The sequence below is a fragment of the Pseudonocardia kunmingensis genome, from assembly GCF_006716445.1.
Lineage (GTDB): Bacteria > Actinomycetota > Actinomycetes > Mycobacteriales > Pseudonocardiaceae > Pseudonocardia > Pseudonocardia kunmingensis.
In genome coordinates this window covers 802390-820546 of record NZ_VFPA01000003.1, presented here as the reverse complement: position 1 = coordinate 820546, position 18157 = coordinate 802390, and the positions used below count along the sequence as shown (strand labels likewise).

The window sequence follows — 18157 nt, the reverse complement described above, 5'->3', positions numbered from 1 at the left end:
TGTGGTGCTGGCACACCGATTGCAGGCCTCGCGCACCGACTGCAGTCGGTGTGGGAGCGCAGATGTCGGTGTGCGAACTCCGACGCCGCGGCCGCCCGCCTCCGGGGCGGTGGCTCACGCACCGACTGTGGTGCTGGCACACCGATTGCAGGCCTCGCACACCGACTGCAGTCGGTGCGGCAGCGCAGATGTCGGTGTGCGACCTCCCGGACGCCGCGGCCGGCCGCCTCCGGGGCGGTGGCTCACGCACCGACTGTGGTGCTGGCACACCGATTGCAGGCCTCGCACACCGACTGCAGTCGATGTGGCAGCGCAGATGTCGGTGTGCGAGCTGCCGGCGCGCGTCCGAGCGCCGTGCCCTGGCGTCCGCGGCTCCCACACCGACTGTGGTGCTCCCACACCGACTGCAGTCGGTGTGGGACCACCGAAGTCGGTGTGCGACGGCCTGGGATTCGGCTCGCGGCGAAACCCGGTCGCCTACTGAGTGCGCACTCATTTACTCTCGTCGGAGTGAGTACCCCCAGCGGTCGCGCCCGGCGGATGGCGCCCGAGGCCCGGCGCGCCGCGATCCTCGCGGCGACGCTGCCGCTGGTGCGCCGGCACGGCACGGAGGTGACCACCCGCCAGATCGCCGAGGCCGCGGGCGTCGCGGAGGGCACGCTGTTCCGCGTCTTCCCCGACAAGGAGTCGCTGGTCCAGGCCGCCGTCGCGCAGGCGTTCGACCCGGAGCCCACGTTGCGGGAGCTGGCCGCGATCGACCGCTCCCTCCCGCTCCGGCCGCGGCTGACGGCGGCGGTCGTGGTGCTGCAGCGGCGCCTGTCGGAGGTGTTCGGCCTGCTCCACGCGCTGGGCTGGGCCGGGCCCCCGGACCGGATGCGCAAACCGCCGCAGCCCGGCATCAACGACGGGTTCCGCGCCGCGGTCGTCGACCTCGTCGGCCCGGACGAGGACGCGCTGCGCGTCCCGGCGGCGGAGCTGGCGCACGTGCTGCGCCTGCTCGTCTTCTCCGGGACGCACCCGATGATCGCCGACGGCCACCCGCTCGACGCACCGCAGATCGTCGCGATCCTGCTCGACGGCCTGCTCGCCCCCACCACTCCCGAGGAACCCCGATGCTGATCCGCCTACTGCGGGCCCACCTGCGCCCCTACGCCCGGCCGTTGCTGTGGGTGGTGCTGCTGCAGTTCGCCGGGACGATGGCCTCGCTCTACCTGCCGAGCCTGAACGCCGACATCATCGACCGCGGCATCGCCCGGGGCGACACCGGCTACATCATGTCCGTCGGCGGCTGGATGCTGCTGGTCACGCTCGTGCAGATCGTCTGCTCCGTCGCCGCGGTCTACCTCGGCGCGCGCACGGCGATGGGGTTCGGGCGCGACGTGCGCGCGGCGCTGTTCCACCGGGTCGGGGAGTTCTCCGTGCGGGAGGTCAACCGCTTCGGCGCCCCGTCGCTGATCACCCGTGGCACCAACGACGTGCAGCAGGTGCAGATGCTCGTGCTGCTGTCCTGCACGATGCTCGTGACGGCGCCGATCATGTGCTTCGGCGGCGTCGTGATGGCGCTGCAGGAGGACGTGCAGCTGTCGTGGCTGATGCTGGTGTGCGTTCCGGTGCTGGTGCTCGCCGTCGGCGCGGTGATCATCCGGATGGTGCCCGGCTTCCGGGTGATGCAGACCCGCATCGACGAGGTCAACCGCGTGCTGCGCGAGCAGATCACCGGCATCCGCGTCGTGCGCGCGTTCGTGCGGGAGCCGCAGGAGACCGCGCGGTTCGAGGGCGCGAACGCCGCGCTCACCGACGTGGCCACGCGGGTGGGGCGGTTGATGGCGCTGGTCTTCCCGATCGTGATGCTCGTGCTGAACCTGTCGAGCGTGGCCGTGCTGTGGTTCGGCGCCGCCCGGATCGACGCCGGGCAGATGCAGATCGGGGCGCTCACGGCGTTCCTGGCCTACCTGATCCAGATCCTGATGGCCGTCATGATGGCCACCTTCATGGTGATCATGATCCCGCGCGCGGCGGTGTGCGCGGAGCGGATCACCGAGGTGCTCGACACCACGTCGTCGGTGGCGCCGCCGACGCAGCCGGTCACGCCGGCCGCCGCCACCGGGGTGCTCGAGCTGCGGGGCGCCGGGTTCTCCTACCCGGGCGCCGACGCGCCCGTGCTCCACGACGTGACGCTCACGGCGGCGCCGGGCACGACCACCGCGATCATCGGCAGCACCGGAGCGGGCAAGACCACGCTGCTCGGGTTGGTGCCCCGGCTGTTCGACGCCACCGCGGGCGAGGTGCGGGTGGACGGCGTCGACGTGCGCGACCTGGACCCCGAGTACCTGTGGAGCAGGGTCGGGATCGTGCCGCAGAAGCCCTACCTGTTCTCCGGCACCGTGGCGAGCAACCTGCGCTACGGCAACCCCGACGCCACGGACGCGCAGCTGTGGGAGGCGCTGGAGGTGGCGCAGGCCGCCGAGTTCGTGCACGCGATGCCCGACGGCCTCGAGACGCCCGTCGCGCAGGGCGGCACCAGCGTCTCCGGCGGCCAGCGCCAGCGCCTCGCGATCGCGCGGGTGCTGGTCCGGCAGCCGCAGATCTACCTGTTCGACGACTCGTTCTCGGCGCTCGACCTGGCCACCGACGCGCGGCTGCGCGCGGCGCTGCGGCCCGTCACGGCCACGGCGACGGTGGTCGTCGTCGGCCAGCGCGTCGCCAGCATCCGGGACGCCGACCAGATCGTCGTGCTCGACGACGGCGCGGTGGTCGGGATCGGGGACCACCACGAGCTGCTGGCGAGCTGCCCGACCTACGCCGAGATCGTCGCGTCCCAGTTCAGTGCGGAGGAAGTGGCATGACCCGCCCGGGTGAGACCAACCGCGCGGCGCGCGAGATGACGAACGCGCGCCGCGGCGGCCCCGGCTGGGGGTCGATGGGCATGCCCGCGGAGAAGTCGATGGATTTCGGGCCGTCGGCGCGCCGGCTGCTGGGGCGGCTCGCCCCCGAGCGGCTCGGTGTGGTCGCGGTCGTCGTCCTCGGCGTGATCAGCGTGGCGCTCAACGTGGTCGGGCCGCTCGTGCTCGGCCTCGCCACCGACGTCATCTTCGCCGGCGTGATCGGGCGGGGGCTGCCGCCCGGCGGTTCCGCCCAGGAGGCCGCGGACGCGGCGCGGGCGGCGGGCGACGAGACGTACGCGAACGTCATCGAGGGCGCCGGTGTGGTCCCGGGCGCGGGCATCGACTTCGACCTGCTCGGCCGCGTCCTGCTCGGGGTCGTCGTGATCTACGTGGCGGCCTCGCTGTTCGGGTGGGCGCAGGGCTGGCTGCTCAACGGCGTCGTGCAGCGCACGATCTTCGCGCTGCGCCGCGACGTCGAGGAGAAGATCAACCGGCTCCCATTGCGCTACTTCGACCGCCAGCCCCGCGGCGAGGTGCTCAGCCGCGTCACCAACGACATCGACAACATCTCCCAGAGCCTGCAGCAGACCATGAGCCAGCTGCTCACGTCCCTGCTCACGGTCGTGGGCGTCGTGGTGATGATGCTGGTGCTCTCGCCGCTGCTCGCGCTGGTGGCGCTCGTGACGATCCCGGTGTCGCTGCTGGTCACCAAGGCGATCGCGGCCCGCTCGCAGAAGCAGTTCGTGGCGCAGTGGCGCCACACCGGCACGCTGAACGCGCACATCGAGGAGGCGTTCACCGGGCACCAGCTGGTGCGCGTGTTCGGGCGGCGCCGCGAGGTGGAGGCCGAGTTCGACGCCCGCAACGAGCGGCTGTTCGACGCGAGCTACCGGGCCCAGTTCATCTCCGGGATCATCATGCCGGCGATGATGTTCATCGGGAACCTGAACTACGTGCTGGTCGCCGTGGTCGGCGGCCTGCGCGTGGCGTCGGGGGCGATGAGCCTCGGCGAGGTGCAGGCGTTCATCCAGTACTCCCGCCAGTTCACCCAGCCGCTCACGCAGCTGGCGTCGATGGTGAACCTGCTGCAGTCCGGGGTGGCGTCGGCGGAGCGGGTGTTCGAGCTGCTCGACGCCGAGGAGCAGCAGCCCGACCCGGCGCGGCCCGCTGTCCCGCAGACGCGCTGCGGGCGCGTGGTGTTCGAGGGCGTCTCGTTCCGCTACCGGCCCGACGAGCCGCTGATCGAGGACCTCTCGCTCACCGCCGAACCCGGGCAGACGGTCGCGATCGTCGGCCCGACCGGGGCGGGCAAGACCACGCTCGTCAACCTGGTCATGCGCTTCTACGAGCTCGACGCGGGCCGCATCACCCTCGACGGCGTGGACACGGCCGAGATGGACCGCGCGATGCTGCGCTCCGGCATCGGGATGGTGCTGCAGGACACGTGGCTGTTCGGCGGCACGATCCGCGACAACATCCGCTACGGCGACCCGTCCGCGAACGACGAGCAGGTGCTCGCGGCGGCCCGGGCCACCTACGTCGACCGGTTCGTGCGCAGCCTCCCCGACGGCTACGACACGGTGATCGACGACGAGGGCTCGAACGTCAGCGCGGGGGAGAAGCAGCTGATCACGATCGCGCGGGCGTTCCTCGCCGCCCCGACGCTGCTCATCCTCGACGAGGCCACCAGCTCGGTGGACACCCGCACCGAGCTGCTGGTGCAGCACGCGATGGCGGCGCTGCGCACCGACCGCACCAGCTTCGTGATCGCCCACCGCCTCTCGACGATCCGCGACGCCGACCTGATCCTGGTGATGGAGGCCGGCCGGATCGTGGAGCAGGGCACCCACGAGGAGCTGCTGGCGTCGGGGGGCGCGTACGCAGCGCTGTACGAGAGCCAGTTCGCCGCAGCCGCATCCACCCCCGACTGACCGCACCTTGGAGCCGTACTGCTGTTTCAGACCCGACAATCAGCAGTAAGGCTCCAAGGTGCGGGTTGGGATGTCAGCGTGGGCGGCGGGCGACCAGCGAGAACGTCAGCGGGATCCGCGGGCTGCCTTCCGGGAGGCGCCAGCCCTCCGGGCACTGCTCCAGGGCCGCGAAGGGGCGCCAGTCCATGAACGGGTGCTCGCCGAGCGCCTCGATCACCAGGCCCGCGTCGAGCAGCGCGCCGGTGACCTCGGCGAGGTCGTGGCGCCACTCGTGGTTGACGGTGTGCGTGATGGCGTCGACGGGCCCGTCCGTGTAGGTGCCGGCCTCGTCGTAGGTGTTCACGCCGCCACCGCTGAGGTAGTCGCCGGTCACCTCCCACGGCTCGAAGTCCATGGCGCCCAGGAGCGGGTGGTCGTCGCGGATCGCGAAGACCCCGCCCGGTTCGAGCAGGTCGTGGATCGAGCGGCCCCACGCGCGCAGCTCGGGCAGCCACACGATGGTGCCCGCGCTCGTGACGACCACGTCGAACCGGCGGTCGATCACCGACGACGCGGTGCGGGCGTCACCCTCGACCCACGTGATTTCCGCGCCGTCGGCCTCGGCGATGCGTCGGGCGTGCGCCAGCGAGCCGGGGGAGAGGTCGAGGCCGTGGACCTCCACCGCGCCCAGGCGGGCCCAGCTGACCGTGTCGGTGCCGATGTGGCACTGCAGGTGCAGCAGCGACCTCCCGGCCACGGTCGCGCCCTCCAGGTGCGGCGCGAGGACCGCGAGGTCGTTGCGGACGACCTGGGAGATCACCGACCGGTCTGCGAGGAACCCGTCGACGTCGTACATCCGCGACCGCGCGTGGACGTCGGCGCGCTGGTCCCAGTTGGCGCGGTTCGCGGCGATCGCGGTGTCGAGCTCGGTCATGTCTCCTGCTTCCGTACGTGATCTGATCGCGGGGTGCGCGTCGTCGTGATCGGATCAGGTATCTCGGGGGCTGGTGTGGCCTACCACCTCGCACGTCGCGGGGTCGACGTGATTGTCGTGGACGACGCGCAGGCCGGGCGCGCCACGGCGGCGGGGGCGGGGATCGTCTCGCCGTGGGCCACGGCCGACGAGGACCACTTCCGGATCGCCGCGCCGGCGGCGGGCTACTACCCGCGGCTCGTGGCCGCGCTCGCCGAGGACACGCCCGAACCCACGTCCTACACCGTCGTCGGGGCGCTCGTCGCGAGCCACGACGGGGACGCGCTGCGTGCGGTCCAGCGCCGGGTCGCCGCCCGGGCCGGCGCGCACCCGGTGGCAGGGGAGGGCGCGCTGCTCGACGAGGCGCAGGCCCGGGCGCTGTTCCCGCCGCTCGCGCCCGGGCTGTCCGCCGTGCACGTCACCGGCGGCGCCCGGGTGGACGGGCGGCAGGTCCGGGCGAGCCTGCTCGACGCCGCTCGCCGGCGCGGGGCGCAGCTGCGCACGGGGACGGCCGCGCTGGCCGTGGACGGTACCCGCGTCGACGGTGAACGCCTCGACGCCGACGCCGTGGTCGTCGCGGCGGGAGCGTGGAGCAGGCAACTGGTGGCACCGCTCGGGGTGGACCTCCCGGTCGCCCCGCAGCGCGGGCAGATCACCCACCTGCGCGTCACCCCGGAGCAGGACACCGCGCTGTGGCCGGTGGTGTCGCCGTCGGGCAGCGGCCATTACCTGCTCGCGTTCGAGGACTCCCGCGTCGTGGTGGGCGCCACCCGGGAGGCGGGCGCCGGCTTCGACCACCGGGTGACCGCCGCCGGGCAGCTCGAGGTGCTCCAGGAGGCGCTCACCGTGGCGCCCGGCCTGCGCGACGCCACCCTCCTGGAGACCCGGGTGGGCTTCCGGCCCGCCACACCCGACGCCGGGCCGGTGCTCGGCGCCCTGCCCGGGCACCCGAACGTCGTGCTGGCCACCGGGTTCGGCCCGAGCGGGCTCACGCTCGCGCCCTACGCAGGCGCGCTGATCGCCGAGGTGGTCCTCGGAGAGGAGCCCGGGCTGGACCTGAACCCGTACCGCGCCGACCGCTTCTGACGAACGGCACTCCCGTCGGTTCCTGGCCGACGAATGTGCCGTTCGTCGGGGATGATCCCCGTGTGGAGCATCTCGACGTTCTCATCGTCGGTGCGGGGATCTCCGGGATCGACGCCGCCTACCGGCTGCAGACCGAGCACCCGCAGCGCACGTACGCGATCCTCGAGGCCCGCGACGGCATCGGCGGCACCTGGGACCTGTTCCGCTTCCCCGGCATCCGCTCGGACTCGGACATGTTCACGCTCGGCTTCCCGTTCCGGCCCTGGACGGAGGCCACCGCGATCGCCGAGGGCGCCACGATCCGGCGCTACCTGCAGGACACGGCCGCCGAGTTCGGCATCGACCGGCGCATGCGCTTCCGCAGGCGGGTCACGGCGGCGTCGTGGTCGAGCGCGGAGCAGCGGTGGGAGGTGCAGGTCACCACGGCCGACGGCGGCACCGAGCGCTGCACCTGCGACTTCCTGTTCCTCTGCAGCGGCTACTACCGCTACGACCAGGGCTACTGCCCGCAGCTGCCCGGCATCGACGAGTACCGCGGCGAGGTGGTGCACCCGCAGCACTGGCCGCCCGACCTGGACTGCGCCGGGAAGCGGGTCGTCGTGATCGGCAGCGGCGCCACCGCCGTCACGCTGGTCCCCGCACTGGCGGAGCGGGGCGCCGAGGTCACGATGCTGCAGCGCTCCCCGAGCTACGTCATCGCGCTGCCCGGCACCGACCGGCTCGCGCAGCGGCTGCCGTCACGGCTGGGCCACCGGATCGTGCGCTGGAAGAACATCCTCGTGACCTCGGCGTTCTACCAGCTCGCGCGGCGCGCTCCCGGCGTGGCGAAGCGGGTGCTGCGCGCGGGGCTCGAGCGCCAGATCCCGCAGCGCGAGGTGATCGACCGCGACTTCACGCCCCGCTACCAGCCGTGGGACCAGCGGCTGTGCGTGGTGCCCGACGGCGACCTGTTCCGGGCGATCCGGACGGGCCGCGCGACCGTCGTCACCGACACCGTCGCCGGGTTCTCCGCCGACGCGGTCCGCCTCGCGTCCGGCCGCGAGCTGCCCGCCGACGTCGTCGTCACCGCGACCGGGCTGCAGCTGCAGGTCGGCGGCGGGATGCGGATCGACGTCGACGGCACCGAGATCGACACCGGCCGCACGGTCACCTACCGCGGCTGCCTGCTGTCGGGGGTGCCGAACCTCGCGCTGTGCATCGGCTACGTCAACGCCTCCTGGACGCTGCGCGCCGACCTCACCGCGCGCTACGTCTGCCGCCTGCTCGCCCACATGGACGCCCACGGCCACCGCTCGGCCACCCCGGAGCACGACGGCCCGGTCAGCGCCCGCCCGCTGCTCGCCCTCACCTCGGGGTACGTGCGGCGCGCGGCCGACGTCCTGCCCAAGCAGGGCAGCGCGGACCCGTGGGTGCTGCGGCAGAACTACCCGCTCGACCTGCTCGCCACCCGGTTCGGCGACGTCACGCGCGACATGGTGTTCGCGGCTCCTATCCGGACGAACGAAGCTTCTATGTCAAGCCGCTGACGCGAGTTGGTGTTGGTGGTCGGCGTGGAGGGCGCGGTAGACGACGTCGGCCAGGTGGCGTTTGAGGGCGCGTAGCGCGGCTTTGCCGGTGGCGTTGGGGCGCCGGGCGATCCAACGTTGCCGCCAGGCTTTGGCTTCGGCACTGTGGCTGAGTTGAGTGATCACGATGCGATGTAGGCAAGCGTTGAGCTGACGGTTACCGCCGCGGTTGAGTCGATACTGGGGCCGGTTGCTGCTCCAGACCGGGATCGGGGCAACGCCGGTGTGCATGGCGAACGCCGCCGCGGAGCGGAACCGGGTGACACCGGCGACCTCGCCGAGGATCTTGGCCGCGGTCACCACGTTGATCCCGACGATGGCCAGCAGCGCCGGGGCGAGCGGGGTGACCAACGCGGCGAGTTGCTTGTCGAGCTGACGGATCTGCTCGCCCAGCCGACGGATGTCGGTGACCAGGTCCAGGGCGAGGTCGCGACGCACGCCTGCGGTCAACCCGCTCAACGCGGTGGCCAACCGGTCCAGCTGTCGTGGACCGGTCAGCCGGCCGGGGGCGTCCAGGTGCGGGGCGAGGTCGTGCAGGTGCCAGCGCAGCTGGTTGACCGCGGCGGTGCGCGCCTTGACCAGGTACTCGCGTCGGTCGCTCAGCAGGCGCAAGTCGGCGGCGTCGTCGTCGAGGTGCGCGGTGGGCAGGTCCGGCTCGCGCACCGCGGCGCGGGCGATGGCGAGCGCGTCGATGGGGTCGGACTTGCCGCGGGTGCGGGCGCTGGCCCGGCACTGGGCCATCAGCTTGGGTGGCACCCACACCACCACCGCGCCCTGCCCGATCAGGGTGCGGACCAGACGAGCGGCGATCCCGCGGCCGTCTTCGACCGCCCACCGCCGATCCGGGCCGAACCGCGCCGCCCAGGCCCACAACCGCAACAGTCCGTTGTCATCGCTGGGCACGGTGAGTTGGCTCAGCTTGCGCCCCACCGCGTCGACAGCGACGGCGGTGTGGCTGCGCTTGTGCGGATCGATTCCAATGACCACCATGAACCGTCCTGGGATCGCGAGAGGCTGACGTTCAGGCCACCTCGCCCCGTTGGGCGATGGTGTGAGCATACATGACTTCCCGCTCTATTGGTGTCATGTAGTCGATGGATGAGTGGATTCTTTCGTGGTTGTACCAGCGGACCCACTCGGCGGTCTCGCGTTCGACCTGCCGAAGTCCGACCCAGTTCCGGCGGCTCGCACCGGGCACGATCAACTCGGTCTTGTAAAGGCCGATCGTGGATTCCATGAGGGCGTTGTCCAGGGCGTCGCCGACCGTGCCGATCGATCCCGCGATCCCGGCCTCGGCGAGCTCCTCAGTGAACGCCAGGGCCGTGTATTGTGAGCCGGCGTCGGAATGATGGATCAGACCGCGGGCGGTGAACTCGCTACTCGCCCGCCGGCGCGCCGACAGCGCCTGCGCGAGCGCGGCCGTGACCAGGTCGCTGGTCTTGCTCATCGACGCCCGCCACCCGAGAATCCTGCGCGAATAGACGTCGGTGATGAACGACACGTAGCAGAACCCGCTCGCGGTCCACACGTAGGTGAAGTCCGCGACCCAGATCGCGTCCGGTCGGTTCGGCGTCTTCCAGCCGCGTTTGACCAGGTCCGGGTGCCGTGGCGCGCGCTCGTCCCGGCTGGTGGTCACGGTGCGGTGCGCGCCGCGGCGCACCCCCTGTATGCCCGCGATCCGCATCAGCCGCCCGACCTGATCGCGCCCGATTCGCAGTCCTGCGCGGCGCGCAGCGTGCCACATCTTCCGCACTCCGTACACGCGCTTGTTCCGCCGATACAGGTCCACGATCGCGTTCACCAGATACGCTTCCTCCAACTCGCGTGGCCGGACCGGGCAGGTCAGCCACTTGTAGTAGGTTCCCGGGGCAATCTTCATGCCGTGCTCGGACAGTACGGCGCAGATCGGCTCGACCCCGAAACGGTGTCGATAGGCGTGGACGTAGCAGAGCTTTACTTGAGTCGGCGGTCGAGCTCCGCCGCCGCGAAAAAGGCACTCGCAGTCTTCAGAATCTCATTGACCCGCCGCAACTCGGCGTTCTCGGCGCGCAGCCGCCGCAACTCGGCCGCGGTATCGGCCGAGCCGTCCGCGTCCGACCTGGCCGGGCGAGCCGCGCGCTCCTCGGCCTCCACCCAGTTCCGTATCGTCCCCGGGTTGATGTCCAGCAGCTCACCGACGTGCTTGCGGGCGGCGAGCTTGGACGCCCCGTGATCACGCAGCCGGTCGGCGTACAGGCGCACGGCGCGGGCACGGGTCTCGTCATCGAACTTCCGAGGTGCGGGCACGGCTCCAGTCTCCTTGCTAGATCAGGAGCCTCTCCACGACCCAGGGCGGTTCACCATGAACGTCCGGGTGTCCCTTCCATCGGAGACAGGCATCCGGAACGGGTCGGCTGGTCGGACATACCTCAGTAGAGGTTGCGTCTTGCCCACGCTTCTATCAAGTCAGGCCAGCCGGCCCGAACCCTGACCACGCTGGACGATTCGTTCCTAGGCCAACCAGGCGGTGGCAGGCACTCTCTGAGTCACCACGTGATCAGGACCGGACCCTAGCCGCTGAGGATCAACGGCCAGCCCAGGCTCACACTGAGGCACTCTCGTCGGTACCTAGCCGACGAAAGTGCCGTTCGTCATGCGAATCCCGTATTCAGGACGTCACGCACACCTGCCCGCGGTCGGTGCGGCGGGGACCCTCGGCGTTCGGGCGGATGTCGGTGTCGAAGATCGCCGTGGGCAGGAAGACCGAGCAGCAGGCGTTCGGGATGTCCACGACGCCGCCGATGCGGCCCTCGATCGGCGCGGTGCCCAGGATCAGGTAGCCCTGCTCGCCGGTGTAGCCCCACTGCTTGAGGTAGTCGATCGCGTTGAGGCAGGCGTTGCGGTAGGCGAGCGTCGCGTCCATGTAGGCGTTGCTGTTGTCGCGGTGGTCCACCGAGATGCCGATGAACGTGAGGAACTCCGAGTAGCGGGGCTCCACGTTGCCCGGCATGAACACCGGGTTGTTGCGGATCGCGTACTTCTCCATGCCGCCCTTGATCAGGTCGACGTGCATGTCGATGAAGCCGCCCATCTCGATGGCGCCGCAGAAGTTGATCTCCCCGTCCCCCTGGCTGAAGTGCAGGTCCCCGCCCGAGAGCAGGGCCCCCGGCACGTGCACGGGGTAGAAGATGCGGCTGCCGCGGGTGAAGTTCTTGATGTCGTGGTTGCCACCGTTCTCCCGGGCCGGCACGGTGCGGGCGCCGTCGCGCCCGATGGCCTCCGCGGCCGCACCGGTGGCGGTTCCGGGGAGCACGCCGTTCGCCAGCGGCGGCAGCGCCAGCGGCGGCACGCGGTCGGGGTCGGTGGCGATCAGGGCCCGCTCGCGCTGGTTCCAGCTCGCCAGCAGGTCCGGCGACGGCGCGGTGCCGAAGAGCCCCGGGTGGGTGATGCCGGTCATCCGCACGCCCGGCACGTGCCGCGAGGTGCACTGCTGGCCCTGGAAGTCCCACACCGCCTTGTAGGCGTCGGGGAAGTAGTCGGTGAGGAAGCCGCCGCCGTTGACCTTGGCGAAGATCCCGGAGTAGCCCCAGCCCTGGCCGCAGTGCTCGCCGACCTCCTGGGGCACCGGCCCGAGGTCGAGGATGTCGACGATCAGCAGGTCACCCGGCTCCGCGCCCTCCACGCCGATCGGGCCGCTGAGCATGTGCGCGACATCGAGGTCCACGTCCCGGACGTCGTTGGCCGAGTCGTTGTTGCCGATCTGGCCGTCGGTCCACTCCTTGCACTCGATCCGGAACGTGTCTCCGGGCTTGACCATCACGGCGGGCGGGATGTCGGGGTGCCAGCGGTTGTGCCCGGGCACCCGCTGGTCGCGCATCGACTTGGCCTGCTCGACGGTGAACACGACCTCGGGCATGACGATCTCCTCCTGGTCAGGCGGGGTGGGGGGACGAGGACGACGTGGGACGGCGGCCTGCGGCGAGCCAGAGCCCGCCGAAGAGCAGGACACCGACGGCGAGGTAGCTGAGCGCCAGGGCGGTGGAGTCGGTCCACACGCCGGTGATCAGCAGGAACCCGGGCACGGCCGCGGTGCCGAACGCCTCGACGAGGGTGACCCAGCCGGTGAAGCGGGCGAGCCGGTCGATCCCGAGGCCCAGCACGAGGAAGAACAGCAACCACAGGAACGACCAGAACAACCAGATGGCGCCGAACGTGCGGTCGCCGAGGCCGACGACCGAGTGGACCGCGAACCCGACCGCGCACAGCGCCACGAACAGCGAGAACCACCCGAGCCCGGCCTGGGGCCAGCCGGTGAGCGCGTTGACGCCGACCCAGAGGTAGGTGAAGCCGAACAGGTAGAGCCCCGCAGCCAGCGAGATGGCACGCGCGTCGCCGTCCGCGGCGATGATCAGGTAGGTGGGCGTGACGACCTGCAGCCCGCCGACGAACAGGTTGATCGGTGCCGCCGCGCGCCCGTCGACGACGCCGAGCAGCAGCAGCCCGTTGACGAACAGCACCGCGCCGACGTAGAGCAGCCCGACGCTACCCATCTCAGACGCCGCCCATCTCTAGGGGCGCGGGAGTCGGGCGTGCAGCGGGTGGGCCGGGCGCCGGGGCGGGCCCGCGGCCGTGGGGACCGACGTGACCAGCTGCGGGTTCTCCGCGCTGGCGCCGGCGGTGTCGAGGGCGGCGACCAGGCCCGGCGCCACGAGCCGGGTGTGCGGACCGGTGAAGACGCGACGCGCGCCGGCGCCGCAGCGGGGGCAGGACAGCTGAGTGCTCGCCTCGCCCATGGGTCGGCGGACGTCGACGTCGCCGCAGGCGGGGCAGCGGTACTGGTAGGTGACCACGGTGGACCTCCAATGCTTCCATCTGGAACTTATCCATGTGGAAGGGAAAGTCAAGCGGCCATGGGCACCGCGGCAGCGGGCGTTCGGGGGGTCAGGCGCTGGTCGGATCGGCCGCGGCGGTGCCGGTCAGCCGGGTGAGCAGGGCCGAGAGCGTGCTGCGCTGGTCATCGGTGAGGGCGGAGAGCGCCGCGGCCTCGGCCTCGACGACCGCGGGGCGCAGGGACCGGCGCAGGCGCTGTCCACGCGGCGTGAGGTGCACCAGCACGCGGCGGCGGTCGTGCACGTCGACCTCGCGGTGCACCAGCGCCTTCGTCGCCAGGTCGTCGACGATGCGGGTGAGCGTGGGCCCGGTGACGACCACGGCGCTCGCGATCTCGCTCATCGTCATGCCCTCGCGCTCGGCGAGCAGGTCGAGGATGCGCCACTTCTCGAGCGTGACGCCGCTGTCGCGTAGCACCTTCTGCACGGCCGAGGACACCCGCCCCGCGGCGCGGTCCAGCAGCAGGGACGGCCCGACCGGGCCGTCGTCCTCGGTGGTCGTCACACCATCCCCCGAATGTTCGTCGGCACCCCTACCCAACCTAGTGCTTCCATGTGAAAGTAGCCGTTCCGCGCGTCACCTCGAGAGGGGGGACATGCTCGTCAGCGATCTCCGGGATGCGCCGGCCCGGCCGCGTGGCAGCGCGCGTCCGTTCCGGGTGGCGCTGGTCATCCCGCTGCAGGGCCCGGCGGGCCTGTTCGGCGCCTCCTGCGAGGCGGTCGCCGAGCTCGCCGCGGCGGAGCTCAACAGCGGCACCGGGCTGCTCGGCCGCCCGGTGGAACTGGTGGTCGTGGACGGCGGCGCGCCGGCCGCCACGATCGCCCGGCAGATCGAGCGCCTGGTCGACGACGGCCTGGTGGACGCCGTCACCGGCTGGCACATCTCCGCGGTCCGCGAGGCCGTGGTCCCGGCGATCGCGGCGCGGGTCCCGTACGTCTACACGTCGCTGTACGAGGGCGGCGAGCACCGCCCCGGCGTCTTCTGCTCCGGGGAGACGCCCGCCGACCAGGTGGCACCCGCGCTGCGCTGGCTGCGCGACCAGCTCGGGCTGCGCCGCTGGGCGATCGTCGGCAACGACTACGTCTGGCCGCGGCGGTCGAGCCGAGCCGTCCGCGCCTACGCGGCCGCCCTGGAGCTGACGCTGCTGGACGAGCAGTACCTGCCGCTCGGGGCGGGGGACGTCCCGGCCGCGGTCGAGCGCGTCGCCCGCAGCGGGGCGGAGGCGGTGCTGATGCTGCTCGTGGGGCAGGACGCCGTGCGCTTCAACCGCTGCTTCGCCCGCTGCGGCCTGCAGGAGCGGATCGTGCGGTTCAGCCCGCTGATGGAGGAGAACATGCTCCTGGCCAGCGGCCCGGACGCCACCGATGGCCTGTACGTCGCCGCGTCCTACTTCCGCTCCCTGACCACCGCGGGCTCCATGGACCTGGTGGGGCGCTACGTCCACCGCTTCGGGCAGCACGCGCCGCCGCTGAACAACGCCGCCGAGTCCTGCTACGAGGGCATCCGCACGCTCTTCGCGCTGTCGCACCGGGCGGGCTCGACGAGCGTGGACCGGATGATGGCCGTGGCCGACTCGGTCGGCTACGACGGGCCGCGCGGGGTCATGCACGTGCGCGACGGGCACGTGCGGCAGCGCGTGCACCTCGCGGTGGCCGACGAGGTCGACTTCGCGGTGATCACCACGATGTGAACCGGGCGGGCACCGACTAGCCGACCGGCTTCGTGCCCGCGGGGTCGCGCGGTCCGGGTGGCGGCGTCGGGAGCGGCCTGCCGCCACCGCCTCCGCCGCCGTCCCCGCCGCCGTCGGCGGGACCGGCGTCCACGGCGATGGCCACCGTGGCTGCGGGGTCGACGCGCGTACCTGCGCTCGGGTCCTGCGCGGTGACGACCCCCGCGGTCGGGAGGGGGGTGGCGGGATCGGCGGCGACCGCGACGACCCGCGCCGCGAAGGCGAGCTCGTGCGCGTCGCCCACCTCCAACCCGATCAGTGCGGGCACCAGCACCTTCTCCTGATCGCTCACGCACACTGCGTACCCGATCGACCGCGGATGTTCACGGGGCGCGGCGCCGGGTGCGCCCGGACGGGTGCGGCGCGCCCCGATCGGCAGGCGCACGAGCCCTGGTCCGTTCTGTCGGTGCGTCCGGGCACAATGCAGCCCACTCGAGCTGAGGGGGAGTCACAAGCGATGGCCGCACCGGATCCGCTGTCGGAACAGGACCTGGCGGCAGCGCGCGCCGAACTGGCGGCGGGCACGCCGGTCACGGTCTGGTTCACCCCGGCCGCGGTCGGCGTCCCGGCCGGCGGCTCGGCGAAGCTGGTCGCGATCGATGATGCGGCCGAGGGGGATTTCCTCCAGGTCCGCCCCGCGGGCTCGCGCGACACGATGTTCTGCTCGCCCGGCGAGCTCACCCGCACGCGCCCGCCGCGCAAGCGCGCCCGCGCGGGCGCCGACAAGGGCCCGGAGCAGGCGAAGCGCCCGGCCCCGGCGAACCGGGCGGAGCCGTCCGCGCCCCCGTCGCCGGCCCGGAAGGCGGAGCAGGCGAGCCGCGCGGAGCCCGCGCCGGCCGCGAGGGCCGAGCCGGACCGGCGCACGACCCGCGCGTCGGCGGCGTCCACGGCGGCGTCCACGGCGGCGCCCTCGGCGACATCGGCAGCGGGGGAGAGGCCTCCGGAGCGGCCCCGTGCCGGTCGCACGCCGCGCCCGGCCGAGGTCACCGTCACCCTGAACGCCTCTCCCGACGGGGAGTGGACGGTCGAGGTCATGACCGGCAAGAAGCGCACCGTGCGCGCCACCCCGGTGCAGGCGGGTGACGTCGCCAAGGCGGCCCGCGCGCTGCCGTCGGAGGTCGCGGAGGCGATCGAGTCGTCGCTCGAGGCGGCGCGCCTGCGCCAGCTCGAGCGGGTGGAGCGGCTGCGGGCCGAGCTGGACGCCGCACAGCGAGCGTTGCAGGAGCTGAGCGGCTGACGTTCCGGGTCGATCGGCGGGGAGCGTGTGCTGCGAGGTTCGTATAGTATGAGTTTCGTATTGTACGAGTCTCGGCTACTCGGGCTGCCCGCCCACGAGAGGACCCACCATGATGTCGATCTCCGGAGTCACCGCGACCCCTGACCGCCTGCCCGTCGACCTGATCCCGCACGCCGCCCCGGGCCAGAGCTGATCGAGCGACCGGAGCACAGGCGATGTTCGTCGCTCTCGTCCTCGCGGCGGCGTCCGCGCTGTTCGGACGCCGCATGGCCACTCGCAAACCCGTGATCACGGCGTCCGCCGCCGCGCGGGTGGCGCGCTTCGCGAGCCTGCTCTTCGGGGGTCTCTTCGCGGGGTTCCTCGTCGCGGTCCTCGTCCTCGAACTGCCCCTGCGCCGCTTCGACGCCTCGGTGTACACGCAGGTGCGGCACATCGAGCTCATCGGGTGGGACGTCCTCGCGTCCGCCACCCTGCTGCCGGCGCTGGTCGCCACGGCGTTCCTCGTGGTCGTGGAGCGGCGGAGGGGGCGCGCCTCATGGCCCGCACGCACGGCACTCGTCCTGCTCGTGCTGGTCTTCGCCCTGTCCTCGCTGGTCAACCTCCCCATCAACGCCGAACAGCTGGCGTGGTCCGTGCAGATGCCCCCGGGCGACTGGACGAGCACGCGGGACCTGTGGCAGCTCTCCCACGTCGTGCGTACGGGAGCCGCCGTGCTCGCGCTCGGATGCCTCGCCGCGGCGGCATCCGTCACCGGTGAGCGGTCGCCGCTGCGCGGCGCCGGACACAGGAGGCCGTCGTGCTCGATCTGACGCTGTGGGTCGCGCAGGGATTGCTCGCGCTCTTCTTCCTCGCCGCCGGCCTTCCCAAGGTGGTCGGGCGCGGTCTCGACCGGTGGGACGGGTTCGACGGCATCCCCCGTGGGCTCACGGTCGTCATCGGCGTGTCCGAGGTCGCCGGAGCGCTCGCGCTGGTGCTGCCGTCGCTGCTCGGGGCGCTCGGGTGGACGACACCGCTCGCCGCGATCGGGATCGCCGTCGTCTCGCTCATGGCCGCCGGGTTCCACGTGCGCGCCTGCGAGTGGGTCTGCGTCGCCGAGACGGCGCTGCTGGCCGCGCTCGCCGGGGCGGTGGCCGTCGGCCGTGGAGGGGTGGCGCCGGCCGTTCCGCCGGGCGTCCTCGTGGCCGCGATCGCGCTCCTCGTCCCCGCGATCGTCGTCGTACTGGTCCTGCTCGCGCGGCGCCCGGTCGCGCCACGGGGCGCCGCCGGTTCGCCGCAGCGCGTGGTGGGCGGCTGACGGTCGCCGGAGCCTGCGGGGTGGGCGGCGAGGTCCCGCGCGTCGGGACGCCGACTACCCTGCAGGCCCGGATCCGTAGACGGCGAAAGTCGGACTGTATGAAGGCAGAATCTTCCGAGGACGATGGCGTCGAGCTGCGGCGGGGGCCCCTGCAGGCGTCGGTGCGGCGATCGCTCAACGAGGCGGCGCTCCAGCTCGCGTTGCTCAACCGCCGGGTCGGCGGCCGTCTGGAGCTCAAGGACGCCGACCTGGAGTGCTTCAACCTCGTCCACAACGAGGGGCCGTTGACCCCGAGCGTGCTGGCGCGCCGCGCCGCGCTGCACCCGGCCACGGTCACCGGCGTTCTCGACCGCCTCGAACGCGGCGGGTGGGTGGTGCGGGAACGGGACCCCGGCAACCGGCGCGCGGTGCTCGTCCGGGCCCTGCGCGATCGCAACAACGAGCTGTTCGGCCTGCTGGCGGGGATGAACACCGCGATGGCCGACATCCTGAGCGAGTACAGCACCGACGAGCTGCGGGTCATCGCCGACTTCCTCGACCGCACCGCCGACGCCGGCCGGCACGCCACGGACGACCTGGCGTCGGAGGCCTGACCGGCGTCGGCGCCCC

The 18157-nt window shown here is 72.3% G+C and carries 18 protein-coding genes and 1 other annotated feature; of the genes, 10 read left to right on the top strand and 8 right to left on the bottom strand.

What is annotated here, in order from left to right:
* The first annotated feature begins 510 nt into the window (after positions 1-510).
* The 3 genes from FB558_RS26765 to FB558_RS26755 are packed head-to-tail and all read left to right on the top strand — an operon-like array spanning position 511 to position 4816.
* Positions 511-1119, top strand: coding sequence for a TetR/AcrR family transcriptional regulator (locus FB558_RS26765; protein WP_142057982.1), 609 nt, complete (start codon positions 511-513; stop codon positions 1117-1119).
* Positions 1113-2846 carry an ABC transporter ATP-binding protein gene (locus FB558_RS26760; protein ID WP_142057980.1) on the top strand — a complete coding sequence of 578 codons (1734 nt, stop codon included), beginning with the start codon at positions 1113-1115 and terminating at the stop codon, positions 2844-2846. Before FB558_RS26765 ends, FB558_RS26760 begins: the two co-directional genes overlap by 7 nt.
* Positions 2843-4816: an ABC transporter ATP-binding protein gene (locus tag FB558_RS26755; RefSeq protein ID WP_142057978.1), complete on the top strand. Its 1974-nt coding sequence runs from the start codon at positions 2843-2845 to the stop codon at positions 4814-4816. Before FB558_RS26760 ends, FB558_RS26755 begins: the two co-directional genes overlap by 4 nt.
* 73 nt (positions 4817-4889) lie before the next feature.
* Here the strand turns inward: FB558_RS26755 and FB558_RS26750 are convergent, their stop codons facing one another.
* A complete protein-coding gene (locus tag FB558_RS26750) occupies positions 4890-5729 on the bottom strand; it encodes a class I SAM-dependent methyltransferase (protein ID WP_142057976.1) in 840 nt (279 codons plus the stop codon).
* A 33-nt stretch (positions 5730-5762) separates the two neighbouring features.
* On the opposite strand from FB558_RS26750, the gene FB558_RS26745 reads away from it, so the two are divergent.
* Together FB558_RS26745 and FB558_RS26740 are read left to right on the top strand one after the other, a co-directional pair.
* Positions 5763-6854: an NAD(P)/FAD-dependent oxidoreductase gene (locus tag FB558_RS26745; RefSeq protein ID WP_142057974.1), complete on the top strand. Its 1092-nt coding sequence runs from the start codon at positions 5763-5765 to the stop codon at positions 6852-6854.
* 62 nt (positions 6855-6916) lie between these two features.
* On the top strand, positions 6917-8380 hold the full coding sequence (locus tag FB558_RS26740; RefSeq protein WP_246106764.1) for a flavin-containing monooxygenase: 1464 nt from the start codon (positions 6917-6919) through the stop codon (positions 8378-8380).
* On the opposite strand, the gene FB558_RS26735 is transcribed toward FB558_RS26740, so the two are convergent.
* From FB558_RS26735 to FB558_RS26710, 6 genes are all read right to left on the bottom strand, one after another.
* Positions 8369-9409, bottom strand: coding sequence for an IS110 family RNA-guided transposase (locus FB558_RS26735; protein WP_142057970.1), 1041 nt, complete (start codon positions 9407-9409; stop codon positions 8369-8371). The genes FB558_RS26740 and FB558_RS26735 overlap by 12 nt on opposite strands.
* Positions 9410-9440: 31 nt before the next feature.
* Positions 9441-10705 (bottom strand): IS3 family transposase gene (locus FB558_RS26730; RefSeq protein ID WP_246106411.1). Its coding sequence is split into 2 segments (ribosomal slippage): positions 9441-10402 and positions 10402-10705, totalling 1266 coding nucleotides; the frame shifts between segments, so codons are not numbered across the junction.
* Positions 10284-10415: a sequence feature (AL1L pseudoknot), on the bottom strand. Its footprint overlaps the gene before it by 132 nt.
* A gap of 361 nt (positions 10706-11066) precedes the next feature.
* Positions 11067-12314 (bottom strand): formamidase, encoded by a 1248-nt coding sequence (fmdA, locus tag FB558_RS26725; protein ID WP_142057968.1) that lies wholly within the window; start codon positions 12312-12314, stop codon positions 11067-11069.
* Positions 12315-12330: 16 nt separating this feature from the next.
* Complete coding sequence (locus FB558_RS26720; RefSeq protein WP_142057966.1) at positions 12331-12948, bottom strand: AmiS/UreI family transporter; 618 nt, start codon at positions 12946-12948, stop codon at positions 12331-12333.
* 18 nt (positions 12949-12966) lie between these two features.
* A complete protein-coding gene (locus FB558_RS26715) occupies positions 12967-13248 on the bottom strand; it encodes an FmdB family zinc ribbon protein (protein WP_142057964.1) in 282 nt (93 codons plus the stop codon).
* Between the two features lie 91 nt (positions 13249-13339).
* Positions 13340-13792: a MarR family winged helix-turn-helix transcriptional regulator gene (locus FB558_RS26710; protein ID WP_170231538.1), complete on the bottom strand. Its 453-nt coding sequence runs from the start codon at positions 13790-13792 to the stop codon at positions 13340-13342.
* Between the two features lie 91 nt (positions 13793-13883).
* Between FB558_RS26710 and FB558_RS26705 the strand changes: the two genes are divergently transcribed.
* On the top strand, positions 13884-14978 hold the full coding sequence (locus tag FB558_RS26705; protein WP_142057961.1) for a substrate-binding domain-containing protein: 1095 nt from the start codon (positions 13884-13886) through the stop codon (positions 14976-14978).
* 16 nt (positions 14979-14994) lie between these two features.
* Here the strand turns inward: FB558_RS26705 and FB558_RS26700 are convergent, their stop codons facing one another.
* A complete protein-coding gene (locus tag FB558_RS26700; RefSeq protein WP_170231537.1) occupies positions 14995-15309 on the bottom strand; it encodes a PASTA domain-containing protein in 315 nt (104 codons plus the stop codon).
* A 165-nt stretch (positions 15310-15474) separates the two neighbouring features.
* Between FB558_RS26700 and FB558_RS26695 the strand changes: the two genes are divergently transcribed.
* The 4 genes from FB558_RS26695 to FB558_RS26680 all read left to right on the top strand — a co-directional run bounded on the left by FB558_RS26695 (position 15475) and on the right by FB558_RS26680 (position 18141).
* Positions 15475-16254: a DUF6319 family protein gene (locus FB558_RS26695; protein WP_142057957.1), complete on the top strand. Its 780-nt coding sequence runs from the start codon at positions 15475-15477 to the stop codon at positions 16252-16254.
* 215 nt (positions 16255-16469) lie between these two features.
* A complete protein-coding gene (locus tag FB558_RS26690; RefSeq protein WP_211366860.1) occupies positions 16470-17063 on the top strand; it encodes an anthrone oxygenase family protein in 594 nt (197 codons plus the stop codon).
* Positions 17051-17548 (top strand): DoxX family protein, encoded by a 498-nt coding sequence (locus FB558_RS26685; protein WP_142057955.1) that lies wholly within the window; start codon positions 17051-17053, stop codon positions 17546-17548. The genes FB558_RS26690 and FB558_RS26685 overlap by 13 nt, the downstream gene beginning before the upstream one ends.
* A 98-nt stretch (positions 17549-17646) precedes the next feature.
* Positions 17647-18141 carry a MarR family transcriptional regulator gene (locus tag FB558_RS26680; protein WP_142057953.1) on the top strand — a complete coding sequence of 165 codons (495 nt, stop codon included), beginning with the start codon at positions 17647-17649 and terminating at the stop codon, positions 18139-18141.
* Positions 18142-18157: the final 16 nt, after the last annotated feature.

Bases quoted from the DNA above. Each gene is read 5' to 3' on its own strand.
- FB558_RS26755 (WP_142057978.1), top strand. From the start codon at position 2,843: ATGACCCGCCCGGGTGAGACCAACCGCGCGGCGCGCGAGATGACGAAC.
- FB558_RS26735 (WP_142057970.1), bottom strand. From the start codon at position 9,409: ATGGTGGTCATTGGAATCGATCCGCACAAGCGCAGCCACACCGCCGTC.
- FB558_RS26695 (WP_142057957.1), top strand. From the start codon at position 15,475: ATGGCCGCACCGGATCCGCTGTCGGAACAGGACCTGGCGGCAGCGCGC.
- FB558_RS26750 (WP_142057976.1), bottom strand. From the start codon at position 5,729: ATGACCGAGCTCGACACCGCGATCGCCGCGAACCGCGCCAACTGGGAC.
- FB558_RS26705 (WP_142057961.1), top strand. From the start codon at position 13,884: ATGCTCGTCAGCGATCTCCGGGATGCGCCGGCCCGGCCGCGTGGCAGC.
- FB558_RS26760 (WP_142057980.1), top strand. From the start codon at position 1,113: ATGCTGATCCGCCTACTGCGGGCCCACCTGCGCCCCTACGCCCGGCCG.
- FB558_RS26680 (WP_142057953.1), top strand. From the start codon at position 17,647: ATGAAGGCAGAATCTTCCGAGGACGATGGCGTCGAGCTGCGGCGGGGG.
- FB558_RS26690 (WP_211366860.1), top strand. From the start codon at position 16,470: ATGTTCGTCGCTCTCGTCCTCGCGGCGGCGTCCGCGCTGTTCGGACGC.
- fmdA (WP_142057968.1), bottom strand. From the start codon at position 12,314: ATGCCCGAGGTCGTGTTCACCGTCGAGCAGGCCAAGTCGATGCGCGAC.
- FB558_RS26720 (WP_142057966.1), bottom strand. From the start codon at position 12,948: ATGGGTAGCGTCGGGCTGCTCTACGTCGGCGCGGTGCTGTTCGTCAAC.